The following is a 17775-nucleotide window of genomic DNA, read 5'->3' as shown; positions in this document are numbered from 1 at the left end:
AGAAGACACCCGCCAGAGCCCTGTCCTTGGCATCAGGAGGTCCGCTGTGAAGTCCGGTCGCACGGGCGCGGGTATCCGGGAACGGGGAGCTCGCGCGGCCATCCAGTCGGTCGGCATCGGCCTGTTCTTCGTGGTGGTGTGCGTGTACTTCTCTGCACGGTCGGACACGTTTCTCACCCTGTCGAACATCGCGGGGATAGCGGCCGTCGCCGCGCCGCTCGGAATAGTCGCGATAGGACAGACGATCGCCGTCGTCTCCGGCGGGTTCGACCTCTCCGTCGGAGGTTCGCTACCGCTGGGCGCGGTCGCGTTCGGCATCGCGGCCGACTCGATGCCCTTCGGGTGGGCCACGCTGGTCGCGGCCTCCGTCGGCGGTGGGGTCGGTCTCCTCAACGGGGTGATCATCGAGAAGCTGCGCATCAACCCGTTCATCTGCACGCTGGCGACCCTGTCGGTCACGGGCGGGGCGGCCTTCGTCCTGACCGGCGGGCGGCCGAAGGAGCTGCCCGGCGACGCCGGGTTCTGGGGAGATCGCGTCGTCGGCGACCTTCAGTACTGCGTGCTGGCGTTCGCGGTGGTCGCACTGGTCGTCCTGGTTCTGTTGCGCTATTCCCGGCTGGGTCGGGCGATCTACGCGATCGGGGGAAACCGGGAGGCCGCCGAACTCGCCGGGATCCGGTGTTCCGCGATCACTCAAGGCGTCTACGTGTCCAGCGGCATCTTCGCGGGTTTCGCGGGCGCGGTCACGGCCAGCCAGTTGCTGGCGGCGGCGCCCAACGTCGGCGCGAACGCCGCTTTGGGATCCATTTCGGCGGTCATCGTCGGCGGAGCCGCGCTGACCGGTGGATCGGGTGGTGTGGTCGGTACCGTGCTGGGCATCCTGCTGCTCGGGGCGATCAGCAACGGCCTCACCATTCTGCAGGTGAACAGTTACAGCCAAACGATCTGGACCGGCGTCATCCTGCTGGTCGCCGTCGCGTTCGGGCGCGTGCGCGAGGTACTGCTCCGAAGAATTCCCTGATGGCCAGACCCCGCCCGGCGTCGTGCGGGAAAGGAGATGTCATGACTCGTGATCATCGGATCCCACTCTCCATGCTGTCGCTCACGGTCGCGCTCGCGCTCACCGCGTGTTCGACCGGAAGCCATGATGCGGTCGCGGGCGGCGCGGAGTCGCTCAGCGTGGCCTACGCCGGGGTGACCGACGCCGACCCGCTGTACAAGGCGCTCGGCGACGGCCTTGCCCAGCTCGCCGCCGCCAAAGGTGTGAAGCTACAGCGCTACGACAACAACGCCGACGCCGCGCAGGCGCTTTCCAACGCGAACCTCATCGCGCAGCAGAAGCCCGACGTCGCGATCGACTGGGACGGCGCCGGAAACACCAGTTCCGTCGGTCAGGTCTTCGCGAGGGCGAAGATTCCCTGTGTCGCGGTCAACCTTCCCATCGCGGGGTGCTCGCTCTACGACCTGGACCAGGCCGGCGCCGGCAGCCGGCTGGGCGCCGAGGTCGCCGGGATCGCGGCGGCGCGGGGCTGGGCCGCCGACGACATGTTCGTCTTGCTGGAGGGCGTGACGACCGCCGGAATGGCTCCGATCACCAGTGTCGGTGGGTTCTACTCCGAGTTCGCCAAGCGTTTCCCGAGTCTCGACCAGCGCGCTGTATCCGACTTTTCCCTGACCACGACCAGTATCGGGGCCAGCGGTCAGTTCGTCGACGGCGTCGGCACCGTCGACGGCGCCTACGCGGCGACGCAGCGCGTCCTGCAAACCATTCCGCCCGGCAAGAAGCTCGTCGTCGACGTGCTGAACGACGCCATGGTCCCGGGTGTCCTCCGGGCGCTCGAGCAGGCCGGCCGGGCGCAGGACGTCCTCCTCGCGTCGACGGGTGCGGTCCCCGGTGCCCTGGCCGGTCTGCGCACAAACCCGGTTTGGGTGGCCGAGGGAGACCCGGGTCTGTCCGAGTGGCCGCGCTACCTCCTCGCGATGAGCCGGGCGATCGCGGCCGGCGAGAAGATCCCGGACCGCACGCTCACCCCGTTCCGGGTCGCGACCAAGTCCACTGTGGACACGCTGTTCGACGGCGACACCTCGAAGGCCCCCCTTCCGGTCCCGCCCGCCGACTCCTACCTGCTGAAGTACGACGATCTCGGTCGGTAGGGCACTGAGAAGGGAAACCAGATGAAAGCCGTGCGGTTGCACGATTACCACCGGCAGCCGGTCGTCGAGGACGTGCCGGAACCGAAGCTGACAGGCCCGGCGGACGTGATCGTGAAGATCGGTGGCGCGGGCGTCTGCCGCACCGATCTGCACATCATCGAGGGGCAGTGGGCGGAAACGATGGGGCCGCGGTTGCCCTACACGATCGGCCACGAGAACGCGGGCTGGGTCGAAGCCGTGGGGGAAGGGGTGACCCAGGTGAAGATCGGGGACACGGTCATCCTGCATCCCCAGCCGTCGTGCGGAGCGTGCCCGGCGTGCCGGAGCGGGCGGGATATGGGATGCGCCAACGCCGTCTTTCCCGGCGTGTCCGATTACGACGGTGGCATGGCGGAGTATCTGCTCACGACCGAGCGGGCCTGTGTGCGGTTGGATCCCGAGACCGATCCGGCGGAGGTGGCCGCCTTGGCGGACGCGGGCATCTCGGCGTACCACGCGGTGCGGCGGGCGGTGGCGTTGCTGCCGCCCGGATCGGTCGCGGTGGTGCAGGGAGCCGGTGGCCTCGGGCACATCGGGATCCAGGTGCTGGCGGCGTTGACCGCGGCGCGGATCATCGTGGTCGACCGCAGCAGGGAAGCGCTCGACCTGGCCGCGCGGATCGGCGCGGACGAGACCGTGGTCGCCGATGGTGATCACGTGGCGGCGGTGGCGGATCTCACCGGGGGTCGGGGTGCGAACGTGGTGTTCGACTTCGTCGCCGAGCAAGGCGCGGAGAACGACGCGTGGGCGATGACCGCTCCGGACGGTTCGCTGTTCGTCGTCGGTTACGGTGGACAACTGCGGATTCCCACGGCGGATCTGGTCGCCGGGCGGAAGAACGTGGTCGGCACCATGGTGGGTTCCCACACCGATCTCGTCGAGCTGATGGCGCTCGCCCAGGCCGGCAAGGTCACCTTGCACACGCGCCGGTACGCGCTCGAGGACGCTGTCGAAGCGCTCGGCTCGGGGACCTCGCGGCCGGCCGGGTCCGGGGCCGCGCGATCCTGGTGCCCTAGTCATTTCTTTCACGGTGTCCAGCGAGGACGTCGAGGACGGGAAGCCGCTGCCCCTCGAGGGCACGCGCCGACCGGCTCCGGGCAGCTCCTGCCACCCGGCGCGACGAGAACAGCACCCCCGCGTTTCTCGGGTTCACCTTCCTCGGCCACGTTCTCGGCCGGGCGATCTTGTGCCCGACAGCCGAAGCCGTCGGCTGAGGAGCTTCGCGGGAAACCGAACCAGGAGGTGGCCATGCTGTCCGTACGGGATCCGCACTGGGGGATCCAGACCAAGCTCACGGTGGGCAGGCAGGTTTTCGACCTGTCGGTGGCCGGTGAGGGTGAGCCGATCCTGCTGTTGCACGGTTTTCCGCAGAGCCGGGCGTCCTGGACCGGTGTCGCCCCACCGCTGGCCGCGGCCGGGTACCGGGTGATCGCCCCCGACCAGCGCGGCTACTCACCGGGCGCCCGCCCCGTGGGGCGGGACGGCTACCGCATCGACGCGCTGGTCGAGGACGTGCTCGGCCTGCTGGACGTCCTGCGCCTCCCCAGCGCCCACTTCGTCGGCCACGACTGGGGCGCCACGGTGTCGTGGTTCGTCGCCGCGCGGCACCCGGACCGGGTGCGCAGCCTGACCGCCGCCTCGGTCCCGCACCCGGCGGCCTTCGGCCGGGCGCTCGCCACGGACGTGGACCAGCAGGAGCGATCGGCCTATTTCAGCCTGTTCAGGTCCGACAAGGCCGAGCGCGTCATGCTGGAGGACGACGCACGCCGGCTGCGGGCGTGGTTTCCCCCGGCGGTGCCGCGGCACCTCGTCGAGCACTACCTGGACGCGGCGCGGCGACCGGGAGCGTTCACCGCCCAGCTCGGCTACTACCGCGCGATGAGTCGCGACTTCGCGAAGCTGGGTCCGGTCCCGGTGCCGACCACCTACCTCTGGGGCAGCGGTGATCTCGCGTTGCGGCGCGCGGGAGCCGAGCTGTGCGGCGAGTACGTGACCGGTGACTACCGGTTCGTCGAACTGAGCGAGGTCGGGCACTGGATCCCCGAAGTCGCCCCGGGGGCGCTGGTGTCGGCGGTCCTGGCCCGCCTTGACAGGGATCGTTCCACTGAATAACGTTCTGATACGGAACGGAACGAATTAGGAAGGTGCACCCATGAAAGCGGTGGTCGTCGAGGCCTCGCAGGAACTCGCTTTGGCCGACGTGCCGGAACCGGTTGCCGGTGCCGGGCGGGCCGTGGTCGATGCCGAGGCGATCGGAGTGGGGTATGTCGATGTCATGGCCCTCCGGGGCCAGTACGCGCCTTTTGCCGGTGCCGGGTCCGTCCTGGGCCTGGAGGTCGTGGGCCGGGTGCGGACAGCCGGCCCCGGCGTGCCGCGGGACCTGGTCGGGAAGCGGGTGCTGGCGCTCCCCGAGTTCGGGGGTTACGCGGAGCGGGTCGCCGTCAGTGCGGATCAGCTGCTCCTCGCCCCGGACGGCGCCGACCCGGCCGACGTGGTCGGGCTGGGCCTGAACGCACTGGTCGCCGAGGGTGCGCTGAACCGGACCGGGGTCACCGCCGGTGAACGGGTGCTCATCCGTGGTGCGAGCGGCGGGATCGGCGTGCTCGCCACCCAGATCGCGCACGCCCGCGGCGCGGAGGTCACCGTGGTGACCTCGTCCGCGGAGAGCGGGGAGCGCTTGCGGCAGCTCGGGGCCGCGAACGTCGTCGACCGCACCCGGTCCGCCCTGCCCGGTGAGACCTATGACGTCATCGTGGACACCGTGGCGGGCCCGCAGGTGCACGAGTACCTGGAACTGCTGCGCCCCAACGGGCGTTACGTGCTCTGCGGCGGCGCCGCCGGGGCCCCGGGGGCCCAGGTGCTCGACTCGCTGCTCCGCGGCTTCCACAATTCGCCGACGCTGCTGGCGTTCAGCCTGAACTCGTTGGCGGCGGAAGATCGCCGTCGGTCTTGGGATCGCGTCGTCGGCCTGCTGGCCGGTGGCTCGCTTTCCGCCGTACTCGACCGGAGCTACCCGCTCGCCGACGCCGCCACGGCACTCGAGCGGGTGGAGCAGGGGAAGTCGTTCGGCAAGGTCGTCCTGCGCCAAGGGTAGGATCGCGCGAGCGGTGGGCGCGATCACGGGTGGGAGAGTTCGATGGCACGCCAGCGGGACGAGCGGATCGACCAGGCCGTGCTGGCCACCGTCATCACGCTCTTGCGCGAGGTCGGCTACCCGGGCCTGACCATGGAGGCCATCGCCCAGCGCGCGGGCACCACCAAGCCCGCCATCCGCCGCCGGTGGAAGAGTCAGAAACACGTCGTCGTCGCCGCGCTGGCCGAGGAGCGCACCGGGGTGGTGGAGGTCGACACGGGGTGCACCTGCTGTGACCTTTTCGGACACCTCGAGGCGCTCCGGCTCGGGATGTCCGACCCGGCTTTCGGCCACGTGCTGCCGGCCTTGATGGCCGACCTGGCCGACGACCCGGAACTGCGGGAGACCTTTCTCGCCGTCGTCTGGGAGCCTCGCCGCGAGGCGTGCGTCGAGTCCCTGAAGAAGGGCGAGGCGCGTGGGGACATCCGCCCCGGACTCGACATCGACCTCCTCATCGACCTCTTCGCCGCTCCGATCGTGTTCCGCGTGCTCTTCGGGCACCGGAAACTCGACCAGGAGTTCGTGCGCGACGTCATAGGCGGCGTCCTGTCCGGAGTGGGCACGGCCGACGGCGGCCGCCTCTGTGCGCACATCGGTCCTTGATGGACATCAGCGCTTCGACGGGCGCGAGTGCGACGTACGGCTGGTGCCCGACGAACTGGTCGGTGGCGCTGCAGTTGCAGCTCGGCTGGCCGGCTTGGCCCCGCACGTCGGCTACAACCTGCTGCGCCGCGACGGCGAACGGGAAGGGTGGACGGTTCCCCTGTTCGTCACCGTCGGCTCTCCGCTGGCCGTGACGGCGGTCAAGCGCCAGTTGAGCCCGGTGCGGCACCCGGACTGCGTCGGTCGGTGGTTCAACGCGTTCGACCCTCGCGATGTCGTCGCGCTCCACCCGCTGGATGCGGCCCATTTCCCGGTGGAGCCGTTGGTGGAGAACAAGACGGACGTCGACAACCCGACCGAGAACCGGCACGGAATCAGCGGCTACCTCGAGGACGCGGATGTGGCGCGGTGGATCCATGCCGGGCTAACCTGGTCGTGAGTTGACGTCCCCGGCGAGAAAAGTGGCGGCAGATATGTCAAGTAAACGCAATGGGACATACGCCGCGGGGTCGTTCGTCACGTTTCTTGTAATTGCATTTGCCGGGCGGAGTCTAATCGACTCGGAACCGCTTCGTACGCTATGGATTCTGATCGCCGGGTTGCTGTCTTTCGCAATCTGGCTGCTTGTCAGGCATGTCGTCGATCGACGTTCGTAGCGACCTCCCTTACTTCACGGTGTGGACGAACGGGTGCCGGGCCGCCGTTCGGCGCTTTACAGCCCGGACGGAACACGCCTACGGTGCGCTCGCATCCACGCGGCCGGTCCGTGCCGACCACGGCTGAAGGAGGTCAGGTGTTCCGCAAACACAGACGCAGTACCCGCGCCACCGTCACGGTGCTCGCGGCGGCGGTCTCACTCGCGGTTTCCGCGTTCACCGCCAGTAGCAGTGCCGCCATCGATCCGGGCGCCACGCCCTGGCTGGACACCCATCGCCCGGTGCCGGCGCGGGTGGAGGCGCTGCTTCGCGCGATGACGCTGCCCGAGAAGGTCGGCCAGATGGACCAACAACTGGTCACCACGCTGACCGATTCGAACAGCGCGACGTGCGGGAACAACGGATTCAACCTGCCGAACCCCGAATGCATGCGAAAAATCCTGGTCGACGCCAACGTCGGTTCGATTCTCGCGGGTGGTACCGAGAATCCGGTCGACACCACGGGCAAGGGCGGCGTGGGCAACACCGGCTACGACTGGGCCACCGAATACAACATCATCCAGCAGTTCGCGATCAAGAACTCCCGCCTGCACCTCCCGGTCGTGTTCGGCGTCGACGCGGTGCACGGCTTCGGCCACCCGTGGCAGGCGCCGCTGTTCCCGCAGTCCCTCGGCATGGGCGCCACCTGGGACCCCGCGCTCGCCCAGGCCGGTGGCAAGGCGACCGCGGACGCCCTGCGCGCCACCGGCTGGAACTGGAACTTCGCCCCGGTCCAGGACATCGCGCGCGACAACCGGTGGGGCCGCACCTACGAGACGTGGGCCGAGCAACCGGTCCTGTCGGCCGCGATGGGCGCCGCGAACATCAAGGGTATGCAGACGCCCGGCAAGCGCGGTGAGCTGAACGTCAGCGCGACGGTCAAGCACTTCGCCGGCTACTCGCAGTCGGTCAACGGCCACGACCGGGCCGAGGCGCTGCTCCCCATGAACTACCTCCAGACGACGATCCTGCCGCCGTACGCGGCCGGGATCGACGCCGGCTCCGGGACGGTGATGGTCGACTCCGGTTCGATCAACGGCGTTCCCGCCACCTCCTCGCACTACCTGCTGACCGACGTCCTGCGCGACCAGATGCACTTCCAGGGCGTCGTCATCAGCGACTACCAGGACGTCACCGCGTTGCAGACCGCCTACCACATCGCGGCGGACCTCCCCGGTGCCATCGCCGCCGCCGTGAACGCGGGCGTCGACATGAGCATGCAGGTCTCCGACGCGGCCGGGTGGCAGGCCGCGATCCTGCAGGCCGTGAACACGGGCAGGATCTCGCACGCGCGGATCGACCAGGCCGTGCGCCGCATCCTCACGCTGAAGTTCCAGCTCGGCCTGTTCGACCAGCCGTGCGTGGCCGACCCGGCGAAACCGTGCGTCGACGCGAACGCCGCCAATGCCGCCGTCACGGCGGGCCGCGATCAGACGCTGAAGGCCGCGCGGGAGTCGATCACCCTGCTGCGCAACGAGAACAACGCGCTGCCGCTGCCGGCCGGTGCGAAGGTCGTGGTGACCGGCCCGAGTGCCGACTCGATGACCAACCAGCTCGGCGGCTGGAGCGTGAGCTGGCAGGGCGTGGCCGGTGCCGGGCACGTGTGCTGCATGGGCCCCGACAACCAGATCCCGCCGGGCACGACCGTGCTGGGCGGCATCCGGGCCGCGAACCCGGCCGCGGTCTACGCGCCGGACCAGGCCAGTGCCGTCGCGGCCGCGGCGGACACCAGCGCTTATGTGGCGGTGGTGGGGGAGAAGGCCTACGCGGAAGGGCTGGGCGACAACCCGGCTCCCGCACTGGCGCCCGACCAGCAGGCCCTCATCTCGGCCCTGCAGGCGACCGGCAAGCCGGTGATCGTCGTGGTCGTCGCGGGCCGGCCGGTCGGGCTGGGCCCGGCGGAGAAGGCGAACGCGGTGCTGATGGCCTACCAGGGCAGCACGGAAGCCGGCACGGCGGTGGCGGATGTGCTGTTCGGCAAGACGAACCCCGCGGGCAAGCTGCCGATCAGCTGGCCGTCCGACGCGCCGGCCGTCGGCGGTGACTTCGCCGGCACGGCGCCGTCGCCACTGGGTGACCAGCCGAAGTTCTTCGACCAGTTGCCCAGCACCGCGTCCGGTCAGGGCAACGCGTACAACCCGCAGTTCCCGTTCGGTTACGGCCTGTCGTACACGACGTTCAGCCACACGAACCTGGCGGTGACGCCGAAGGTCGCGCGCGACGGCACCGCCACGGCGACGTTCACGGTCACCAACACCGGAACCCGCGCCGGCACCGACATCGTGCCGGTGTACGTGGCCCAGCCGGTGAGCCCGGTGGTCGTCCCGCCGCAGCGGCTGGTCGGCTTCGCGCGGGTCACGCTCGACCCGGGCCGGTCCCAGGTCGTGCGCGTGTCCTTCCCGGCGACAGCGCTGGCCGAAAGCGCGGGGGACATCAACGCGTCCGGTCCGCCTGCCGTGGTGCCGGGCAGTTATGTGCTGCAGCTCGACAAGAACGGCACGACACCGTACGCGGTGGACGTGTCGGCGCCGTTCGTGATCCGGTAGCGGGGGCCCAGTTGCGGGGCGACGGCGGCGCGTCGCCCCGCGATGCCGGGCGGTCCGGAAACGGCTCGACCCTGACCGGGACGTTCCCGAGGACCTGATCCGCGGCTGCGGGCGGCGGTGGCGACGATCTACTCCGACGTCTACCAGAACTCCTACCGGGCCTCAGCCGGTTACATCGGCCGGGTCGAGACGACGGGGAATGCTCGGCGGGCGTGCTGCCGGCGACGTGGAGCTTCATGCTCGCGGCGCGCGCCCGCGGCCTGGGCACCTGCTGGACGACGATGCACCTCTCCCGCGAGAAGGACGTCGCCGAGCTGCTGGGCATTCCGTACGAGAGCGTGCAGCAGGTCTGCCTGACCCCGCTGGCGTTCACGCGAGGGGAGAAGTTCAGCCCCGCCAAGCGGCCGGACGCCGACGAGATCATCCACTGGGACCGATGGGACGCCACCAAGCTCAGCGCGCCACCGTTGAGCGGCATCGCCGCGTCGTCCACGCCTTGAACGGTCCGGTCACAGCGTCGCGCTGTGCCGGAGGTGTGGTGGCAGGCGGATCCACCACGTGGCCGCGGTGCGGACGTTGCCCGGCAGCGTCTGGTCCGTGGCCGCCCGGCGGAGCAGACCGTCGTTGTGGTGAATTCCGAAGGCGTAGACGAGCCGGTCGAGCACGCTGGCGTCATGCGCCTCGGACGCGCGGGCCCAGTGGGTCGAGTATCGCGAGAATGCCGTGCGGTAGAAGGTGACGGTGCTCCGGCCGCCGATGTGGCCGAGCGTGTAGGCGGCCATGTCGTGGATCTCGGCGGGCATGTCCCGGGCGAGCAACAGCCGTTCGACGAACGCACGCTGGGGTGGTCCGCCGAGCACGCGTAGCGATTCGAGGATGCGAAGCGTGCGAAGGCGGTCGGTGCGGCGACGCAGCAGCGTGACCAGCTCGGTGGCCAGTGCCCGGGCGAGGTGTGGTCGGTAGGGACTGGCGTAGAGCAGGAACATGGCGCAGAGCCGGACGTCGAAGACCGGGTCGGCCAGCATCTCCTGGACCAGCAGCGGGAGCACGGGATCCGGCGGCAGCGGGTCTTCGCCGGCTGCGGCGCTGACCACGCTGTCGCAGAGCCGGACGACCGATTCGTCCGCGGTGGCGGCCGCGGCGAGGTCGGCTGCCGTGCGGATTCGCCGGGGCAGCTGTGCGCGCAGGTCACCCGGCAGGGCGGCGACCATGCGCGCCGCGAGCCCGGCTTCCTCCTGGCTTCCGGTGAGCAGTTCGAGCAGGACGGGGAGCAACGACCGGACCTGCGCGTGGCTGAAGTGGCCGTAGCGCAGCTTCTTGACGCTGGTCAGCAGGGCACCGTAGAAGGTGCGGATCGTGGCGGGATCGGTGACGTGCCGGATGACGGAGCTGCTGGCCGCCGGGTGGGAGCTGGCCGTGAAAACCGACAAGTGCCCGATCATGCTCTGCGCCGAGCTGTCGTCGGCGGCGGCGGTCGCGGTGAAGATCGCGGGTCGCTGGCCGTTCGGGTGGGCGATGAGCCGGTGGTAGGCCTCGGCTCGGACCATCCACTGCACGCCGTCGGCGATGCTCAGCTCGGTCAGCAAGCGCTCGGTCAGCCGGGACCAGGTCGTCGCGGGTGAGAGCACGAGGTGCGGGCGCCGGGCGATGAGCTCGCTGAGCCGGTCCCAGTTGCCGGCGGTCATCGTGTCGTCGCCGACCGCGCGGTCCATCAGCTGGTCCAGGACGGGTCCGGACGTGGGCCGTCGCTGTGCCCGGTTCGGGGTCGGCGCGGAAGGCCGCGTGTGGTACCGGTAGGACGTGTCCGCCGCGGCCGAGAGCAGCATGGGCGGCAGGGAAAGCGTCGCTTCGTAGCGCGCGGGCACCCAGTGGGGGATGGTGACCTTTCCCGTTTCCCAGCGCGAGAGGGTGCTGGGGGCGATGCGCTGGTCCGGCGCGAAGTCGTGCGCGAAACCGTTGAGGCTTTTGTGACGCGAGTGGGTGCCGAGAGTCCGGTTGACGCGCAGAAGCCACCCGACCCGAGCCCGCGCGGAAACCGGAGACGACGGGGCGGGCCGGCGCCTGATCGGCTGGGAGGTCGACGTCATCGGGGTTCCGCGGTGCTCGACGGGGGCTGGACCAGTCACCGTCCCTCGGTTCGCTGCCGGTGGCAAGCCGCTGAACGGGCGCCGGGTGCGTTCGCCTGTAGCGCTTCCGCGCCCGGGTGTCCAGTGGTGTTGCACGGAGTTTCGGACGGGGAAACGGTGCCGCTGACTCGTCGCGCGGCCGGTTGACTTGGCCGTGCCGCCGATGGGGCGGATGTCGGTGAAGTATCCGGGAAAGTCGTCTTTGTCCGGGAGGGTGTCATGGAGACACATTGACGTCCCGCGTGCCGGGGCAGTCGGCGGGGTCAGGCCTCCAGCGCGGCGATCGCCCGGCGGCCGAGGCTGCCGAGGACGTGCTTCTTCATCGTCCGTTCCGCTTCCCTGGCGTCGCCGGAGATGACGGCCTCGGCGATCGCGATGTGCTCGCGGCGGACGCGTTCCCGGTCCTCGGCGGAGTCCGGTTTGGACTGCAGCCCGACCTGGCGGTACCGGTCGGCCTTGTCCCACAGGCCTTCCAGCAGCGACGACAGCAGCGGGTTGTGCGACGCGGTGTAGACGCTGCGGTGGAAGGCGCGGTGCACGAGCAGGGACTCGAAGCCGGTCGACGCGCTGAGCGGCTCGAGGTCCTTCAGCGCCGACCCGATGGCCGCGACGTCGGCGTCCGTCCGGCGGGTCGCGGCGAGCTTGGCGGCGAGCGGGTCGAGCTTTTCGCGGATCTCGAACAGGCTGCGCGCTTCCTCGGCGTTGAGCCGTGTGACCCGCGCGTCCCGGTGCGCGTCGAGGGTGACCAGGCCCTCGGCGTCCAGCCGCCGGAGCGCCTCGCGCAGCGGCGTCGTGCTGACGCCGAGCTCCGCCGCGAGCTGTTCCTGGGAGATGGTCTGTCCCTGGGTCAGCTCGCCGGCGAGGATGCGGCGGTGCAGCTCCTGGTAGACGTAGGCGTTCTTGGTGAGGGCCGGGCGGGGGAGCGCGCTCATCGGCCGATCCTATAGCCCATAGCCTCGCGGCGCCCGCACCGACAGGACGATGCCGGCGCCGACCCGCGGACCGAGCGGCCGCGGTCCTTCCTGTCGCAGGTGCTGAGCGCCGGCGCTTTCTCACGTCCGGGGAAGGGCTTCGGCCAGCCTCGCGACGAACTCGTCCGCGTGCGCCCGCTCCCACACCAGCGGCGGGCGCACCTTCAGCACGTCGCCGCCGGGACCGGTGAGGCCCGCGAGCACCCCGCGGCCGACCAGGTCGTCCAGCAGCTTCCGCGCCACCTCGCGGGACGTCGAGCCGCCGGACGCGAGCACGTCCACGCCGGCCAGCAACCCCGTTCCCCGCACCGAGCCCAGCACCGGCGAACCGTCCGCCAGTGAGCGCAGGCCGCGGCGGAGGTGCTCGCCGACCGTCACCGCCTGCTCCGGCAGGCCGGTCAGCTCGAGGACGTCGAGGACCGCGTGGCCCGCGGCCGCGGCGGCCGGCGTCGCCGCGAACGTCGAGAAGTACTCGTACCGGCCCGCCAGGACGTCGGCGATCTCGCGGCGGGTCACCAGCGCGCCGATCGGGTAGCCCGCGCCCATCGGCTTGCCCAGCGTCACCAGGTCGGGCGTGATGCCGGCCAGTGCGAACCGCCACAGCTGCGGTCCGCTGCGGCCGTAGCCGGACTGGACTTCGTCGGCCAGGTACAGCGCGCCGGCCGCGTGGGCGCCTTCGACCAGCCCGGCCAGGAACTCGGCGGGCACGTCGAGGATGCCTTCCGAGGTGAACTGCGAGTCGGCGAGCACCAGTGCCGGACGCAGGCCTGCGGCGTCGATCCGTGGCACCGCACCGGGTTCGCGCGGTGCGGCGAAGGTGCCCACGCCCGCGGGCCGGTACCCCGGCGGCCACTCGTTCGAGCTGAGGTCCGCCATCCACTTCGACGAACCGTGGTACGCGTGCTCGGCGATGATCGCCGCGTCGCCGCCGGTGTACTCGGTCGCCAGCCGCCAGGCGAGCTCGTTCGCTTCGGTGCCCGAGGTCGTGAACAGGCACGTGTCCAGCTCCGGCGGCATCGTGGCGAGGATCCGCTCCGCGAGCCCGACGATCCCGCCGTGCAGGTACCGCGAGTGCGTGTTCAGCTCCGCCAGCTGCCGCCCGACGGCCCGGGTGACGGCGGGGTGCGCGTGCCCGATGACCGCCACGTTGTTGTACGCGTCGAGGTAGCGGGCGCCGTCGCGAGCGTACAGCCAGGCGCCTTCGCCGCGGTCCAGTTCGAGGGGCCGCCGGTAGAACAGCGGGGACAGGCCGCCGCCCATCGCCGCCGCGCGCCGTCCCGGTAGTTCGAGCGCGGGGATGGCCTCGGCGAGGTCGCGCGTGCCGGCCAGGCGGGCCAGCCGCTCGCCCAGCTCGGCCGGGGTGAGCGCGGCGAGGAGGTTCAGCACGCGCTCGCTCGTGTCGTCGTACTGCGTGATGTACCGCTCGTTGTCGCTGTGCGCCTCGCGCCGGGTCGCCGACACCGCCAGCGTCGTGAGCAGCCGGGCGATCACCAGCTCGCCGAGCACGGCGACCTCGGCCGTGCTCAGCGCGCGGTGCCGCTGGTAGCCGCGCAGCACGGCTTCGGTCGCGTGCCAGACGTCCTCGGCCCGGCGCAGCACCGACGTCAGCGTGACGGCCAGGTCGGTGACGGCGGCCGTGTGGTGCGTGTCGCCGAAGTCGATGACGCCGGTGACCGCGCCCGCCTCGGCCAGGACGTTGGTGAGCGTGACGTCGGCGTGCTGCACCCCGGCCGGCAGGGTGGCGGTCGCGGCGAGCGCCGGCGTCACCCGCGCGACCAGTTCGCCGAAGCCGGTGAGCCCCGAACCGGCCACCGCGGCCGGCATCCGGCGGACGTCCCACAGCAGCTCCCGGCCCGCCGCGGGGTGAAAGAACCCTTGCAGCGCAACGGAAACCCGCGCGGCGACGGCACCGACCCGTGCGGCCGTCGCGGCGTCGACCCAGCTCCCTTCGAGCGGCCGGCCGGGCAGCAGCGTGATCAGCCGGGCGAGGCAGGCGCGGCCCGTGTCGTCGGTGAGCTGAGCGACGTCCCCGACCGCCGCCGGCACCGGCAGCCCGGGGTCGGCGACGTGCACGTGCTCCAGCGCGCGGACCTCCATGTCGACCACGTCGGCGCGCTCGGCGGGATTGGAGATCTTGAGCACGAACCGGTCGTCGACGAGGACGTTGAGGTCGCGTTCGCTGTCGAGCGGTTTCAGCACCGGGTTCGTCAGCCGCCAGTGCTCGCGCAACGCGGTGCGCAGGCTGTCGGGGAAGAACGCCGGGGCCGGTTCGGTGAAGGTGCTCATGCGGGGAGGTCCTTTCCGGGGGTGCCGGCTTCCAGGGTGAACGGCCGGTCGTGGCCGGGGTAGACGACGTCGGCGCGGGCGCGGACCAAGGCCACCGACCGTGCCGCGGCCTCGTCGTCGACGGCGCTGCTGGGACGTCCCCGCCGCAGGGCGCCGGCGGACGGCACGGCGTCACCGGTCAGCAGCGCCGTGCCCGCGGCGGTCGTGACGGTCAGCCCGATCGAGCCCGCGGTGTGCCCGGGCAGCGCGATGACGGTGACGCCGGGGGCGAGTCCGAGCCCGTCCGACGCGGGCGACACCGAGAGTCCGCCGAGGATGGACCTGGTCCACGGCGGCAGGACGGGATTTCCCCGTGGCGCAAGGTCTTCGTCCGGGTGGATGAGGACCTCCGGGAAGAGGTCGGCGTTCTGGATGTGGTCCCAGTGCGCGTGGGAGAGCACCAGCAGGTCGATGTCGCGCGGAGCCAGCCCGCGGTCGTCGAGGGCGCGCAGCAGGGCCCGCCGTCGCCCGGCGTGGCCGGAGTCGAAGAGGATCCGCCGTCCGCCGGCGTGCACCAGGTACACCCCGCAGAAGCCGATGCTGCCCTGGTCCGAGCTTTGTCCCCGGCCGTGGAGCAGGGGATCGACGTCAGGCACGGAACTCACCGAGGATGTAGGGGAGGACGCCGCCGTGGGCGTAGTAGACCGCCTCCTGCGGGGTGTCCAGCCGGGCGCGGACCTCGAACGCGAACGCGGGCGCGTCCCGTGGCCGGACCCGCACGGTGATCGGCCGGGTCGGATCGTCGACGGCCTCGGGGATGCCGAGCAGGTCGAACTCCTCGGTGCCGTCCAAGCCGAGCGAAGCCACGCTCTGCCCGTCGGCGAACTGCAGCGGCAGCACGCCCAGCTGCACGAGGTTCGAGCGGTGGATCCGTTCGAACGACTCGGCCAGCACGGCCCGCACCTTCAGCAGCGCGGTGGCCTTCGCCGCCCAGTCGCGGGACGACCCGGTGCCGTACTCCCGGCCCGCGATCACCAGCAGGGGAGTGCCCGCGTAGGACTTCGCGGCTTCGTACACCGGTGCGGCGGCGCCCTCGGCGTCGAGCGTGGTGCCGCCGGGTGCGAGCCGGTTCTTCAGCCGCGGGTTGGCGAACCCGCCGCGCACCATCACCTCGAAGTTGCCGCGGCGGGAGGCATAGGTGTTCAGGTCCCGCTCGCCGAGCCCGGTCAGGTACTTCCCGGCGCAGCTCGACGCCGGGATGCGCCCGGCCGGGCTGATGTGGTCCGTGGTCACGGAGTCGCCGAGCATCAGCAGCACGCGCGCGCCGCGGAGGTCTTCCGGTGGCGGCGCGACCTCGTCGAGGAACGGCGGGCGCCGCAGGTACGTCGAGCCGGCCGCCCACTCGAACCGGGCGCCGCCCGCCGCGGGCACGCCGGCCCAGAGATCGTCGCCGTCGAAGACGTCCGCGTAGGCGTCGCGGAACAGCTCCGGGGTGAGGTGGGCGGTGACGACGGCGTCGACCTCGGCGTCGTCCGGCCAGAGGTCGGCGAGGAACACCGGCTCGCCGTGCGCGTCGCGGCCGAGCGGCTCGGTGGTGAGGTCGTGGGTGATGGACCCGGCCAGCGCGTACGCGACCACCAGCGGCGGCGAGGCGAGGTAGTTGAGCGAGACGTCGTTGTTGATCCGGCCGTCGAAGTTCCGGTTGCCGGAGAGGACCGACGCGACGACCGTGCCCCCGGCGACCGCCTCGGCGGCTTCCGGCAGCAGCGGCCCGGAGTTGCCGATGCACGTCATGCAGCCGTAGCCGACGAGCTGGAAGCCGAGCTCGTCGAGCGGCCCGTCGAGCCCGGCCCGGTGCAGGTACCCGGTGACGGTCTTCGAGCCCGGCGCGAGACTCGTCTTCACCCACGGCTTGGCCGTCAGGCCGCGGGCGCGGGCGTTGCGGGCGAGCAGCCCGGCGGCGACCATCACGTGCGGGTTGGACGTGTTGGTGCACGACGTGATCGCCGCGATGGCGACCGCGCCGTCCGGGACCGGACCGTCCGATGTGGACCCGAGGGCCGCTCGCGCGTTCGCCGGGACGCCGGCGAGCGCGACGCGGTCCTGCGGCCGCCGCGGCCCGGCGAGGGACGGCGTGACGGCGGCGAGGTCGATCGAGACCCGCTCGTCGTAGCGGAGGCGGGCGGCGGGGTCGTGCCAGAGGCCCTGTTCCTTGGCGTAGGTTTCGACGGCGGCGACGTGGCCGGGTGCGCGTCCGGTGAGCCGCAGGTAGCCGAGCGTCGCGTCGTCGATCGGGAACATCGCCGCGGTGGCTCCGAACTCGGGGCACATGTTCGAGATGGTGGCCCGGTGGGCGAGCGGGATCCGGGCGACCGCGGAGCCGGTGAACTCGACGAACTTCCCGACGACGCCGTGCGCGCGCAGCGTTTCGGCGATGGTGAGCACCAGGTCGGTCGCGGTCACGCCGGGGCCGAGCTCGCCGGTCAGCTCGACGCCGACGACCGGCGGGACGAGCAGGCTCAGCGGCTGCCCGAGCAGCGCGACCTCGGCCTCGACCCCGCCGACGCCCCAGGCGAGCACGCCCAGCGCGTTGACCATCGTGGTGTGGGAGTCGGTGCCGGCGCAGGTGTCCGGGAACGCCCAGCCGTCCCGCCGGTCGACCACCGTGGCCAGGTACTCGAGGTTGATCTGGTGCATGATCCCGGTGCCGGGCGGGACGACGTGGACGCCGTCGAGCCGCTCGCCCCACTTGAGGAAGCGGAACCGTTCGGCGTTGCGCGCGTACTCGATCTCGACGTTGCGGCGCAGCGCGTCCGGCCGGCCGGACACCTCGGTCGCGATCGAGTGGTCGACCGTGAGGTGGCTGGGGATCCGGGGCCGCACCGCCGCCGGGTCGCCGCCCGCCTCGGCCACGGCGTCGCGCAGCGCGGCCAGGTCCGTCAGCACCGGGACGCCGTTGGTGTCGTGCAGGAAGACCCGGGACGGAGAGAACGCGACGACGTCTCGCTTCCCGTCCACGAGCGAGGCGATCTGCCCGGTGGTCACCGTGTGGCCGTCTTCGTGGCGGAGCAGGTTCTCCAGCAGGATCTTGTGGCTCAGGGGCAGCCGTTCCGAGCCGGGCACGGCGTCGAGGCGGTGCACGCGGTACCGCTCCCCGGCCAGCTCGAGCCGGGCGAGGCTGGCGTAGCTGTCCGCCCTGCTTGTCGTCTTCACGCTGATCCCTTCCGCATAGCTTATAGGCTA

13 protein-coding genes and 1 pseudogene are annotated in these 17775 nt (G+C 71.3%); 9 read left to right on the top strand and 5 right to left on the bottom strand.

The window, feature by feature from the left end; translation table 11 throughout:
- Positions 1–46 precede the first annotated feature (46 nt).
- The 9 genes and pseudogenes from ACZ7PG_RS03840 to ACZ7PG_RS03800 all read left to right on the top strand — a co-directional run bounded on the left by ACZ7PG_RS03840 (position 47) and on the right by ACZ7PG_RS03800 (position 9670).
- Positions 47–1021 (top strand): ABC transporter permease, encoded by a 975-nt coding sequence (locus ACZ7PG_RS03840; RefSeq protein WP_470237565.1) that lies wholly within the window; start codon positions 47–49, stop codon positions 1019–1021.
- A 41-nt stretch (positions 1022–1062) separates the two neighbouring features.
- Entirely contained in the window at positions 1063–2154 is a 1092-nt protein-coding gene (locus tag ACZ7PG_RS03835) for a sugar ABC transporter substrate-binding protein (RefSeq protein WP_470237564.1), read from the top strand.
- Between the two features lie 21 nt (positions 2155–2175).
- Positions 2176–3209: pseudogene (locus tag ACZ7PG_RS03830) on the top strand (NAD(P)-dependent alcohol dehydrogenase).
- 232 nt (positions 3210–3441) lie between these two features.
- Positions 3442–4305: an alpha/beta fold hydrolase gene (locus tag ACZ7PG_RS03825; protein ID WP_470237563.1), complete on the top strand. Its 864-nt coding sequence runs from the start codon at positions 3442–3444 to the stop codon at positions 4303–4305.
- Between the two features lie 40 nt (positions 4306–4345).
- Positions 4346–5287, top strand: coding sequence for a quinone oxidoreductase family protein (locus ACZ7PG_RS03820; protein ID WP_470237562.1), 942 nt, complete (start codon positions 4346–4348; stop codon positions 5285–5287).
- A gap of 42 nt (positions 5288–5329) precedes the next feature.
- Complete coding sequence (locus ACZ7PG_RS03815) at positions 5330–5929, top strand: TetR/AcrR family transcriptional regulator (RefSeq protein WP_470237561.1); 600 nt, start codon at positions 5330–5332, stop codon at positions 5927–5929.
- Between the two features lie 43 nt (positions 5930–5972).
- Positions 5973–6368: a hypothetical protein gene (locus ACZ7PG_RS03810; protein WP_470237560.1), complete on the top strand. Its 396-nt coding sequence runs from the start codon at positions 5973–5975 to the stop codon at positions 6366–6368.
- Positions 6369–6722: 354 nt separating this feature from the next.
- The gene (locus ACZ7PG_RS03805; protein WP_470237559.1) at positions 6723–9170 is read left to right on the top strand and encodes a glycoside hydrolase family 3 N-terminal domain-containing protein; all 2448 of its coding nucleotides are present in this window, start codon (positions 6723–6725) and stop codon (positions 9168–9170) included.
- A gap of 212 nt (positions 9171–9382) precedes the next feature.
- Positions 9383–9670, top strand: coding sequence for a nitroreductase family protein (locus ACZ7PG_RS03800; RefSeq protein ID WP_470237558.1), 288 nt, complete (start codon positions 9383–9385; stop codon positions 9668–9670).
- Positions 9671–9679: 9 nt separating this feature from the next.
- Here ACZ7PG_RS03800 and ACZ7PG_RS03795 read toward each other — a convergent pair whose 3' ends face one another.
- The 5 genes from ACZ7PG_RS03795 to acnA form a co-directional block, all read right to left on the bottom strand.
- Positions 9680–11257 carry a hypothetical protein gene (locus ACZ7PG_RS03795; protein ID WP_470237557.1) on the bottom strand — a complete coding sequence of 526 codons (1578 nt, stop codon included), beginning with the start codon at positions 11255–11257 and terminating at the stop codon, positions 9680–9682.
- Positions 11258–11559: 302 nt separating this feature from the next.
- Positions 11560–12228: a GntR family transcriptional regulator gene (locus tag ACZ7PG_RS03790; RefSeq protein ID WP_470237556.1), complete on the bottom strand. Its 669-nt coding sequence runs from the start codon at positions 12226–12228 to the stop codon at positions 11560–11562.
- Between the two features lie 120 nt (positions 12229–12348).
- Positions 12349–14553, bottom strand: a complete 2205-nt coding sequence (locus ACZ7PG_RS03785; RefSeq protein WP_470237555.1) for an aminotransferase class III-fold pyridoxal phosphate-dependent enzyme — start codon at positions 14551–14553, stop codon at positions 12349–12351.
- On the bottom strand, positions 14550–15188 hold the full coding sequence (locus ACZ7PG_RS03780; RefSeq protein WP_470237554.1) for an MBL fold metallo-hydrolase: 639 nt from the start codon (positions 15186–15188) through the stop codon (positions 14550–14552). Before ACZ7PG_RS03780 ends, ACZ7PG_RS03785 begins: the two co-directional genes overlap by 4 nt.
- Positions 15181–17745, bottom strand: coding sequence for an aconitate hydratase AcnA (gene acnA / locus ACZ7PG_RS03775; protein WP_470237553.1), 2565 nt, complete (start codon positions 17743–17745; stop codon positions 15181–15183). Before acnA ends, ACZ7PG_RS03780 begins: the two co-directional genes overlap by 8 nt.
- Positions 17746–17775 lie beyond the last annotated feature (30 nt).

It is taken from the genome of Amycolatopsis sp. NPDC114504, from assembly GCF_055633595.1.
This window is presented reverse-complemented; position numbering and strand designations above follow the sequence as displayed.

Coding starts and splice junctions, on each gene's coding strand:
- ACZ7PG_RS03815 (WP_470237561.1), top strand. CDS start 5,330: ATGGCACGCCAGCGGGACGAGCGGATCGACCAGGCCGTGCTGGCCACC.
- ACZ7PG_RS03790 (WP_470237556.1), bottom strand. CDS start 12,228: ATGAGCGCGCTCCCCCGCCCGGCCCTCACCAAGAACGCCTACGTCTAC.
- ACZ7PG_RS03795 (WP_470237557.1), bottom strand. CDS start 11,257: ATGACGTCGACCTCCCAGCCGATCAGGCGCCGGCCCGCCCCGTCGTCT.
- ACZ7PG_RS03825 (WP_470237563.1), top strand. CDS start 3,442: ATGCTGTCCGTACGGGATCCGCACTGGGGGATCCAGACCAAGCTCACG.
- ACZ7PG_RS03785 (WP_470237555.1), bottom strand. CDS start 14,553: ATGAGCACCTTCACCGAACCGGCCCCGGCGTTCTTCCCCGACAGCCTG.
- ACZ7PG_RS03835 (WP_470237564.1), top strand. CDS start 1,063: ATGACTCGTGATCATCGGATCCCACTCTCCATGCTGTCGCTCACGGTC.
- ACZ7PG_RS03820 (WP_470237562.1), top strand. CDS start 4,346: ATGAAAGCGGTGGTCGTCGAGGCCTCGCAGGAACTCGCTTTGGCCGAC.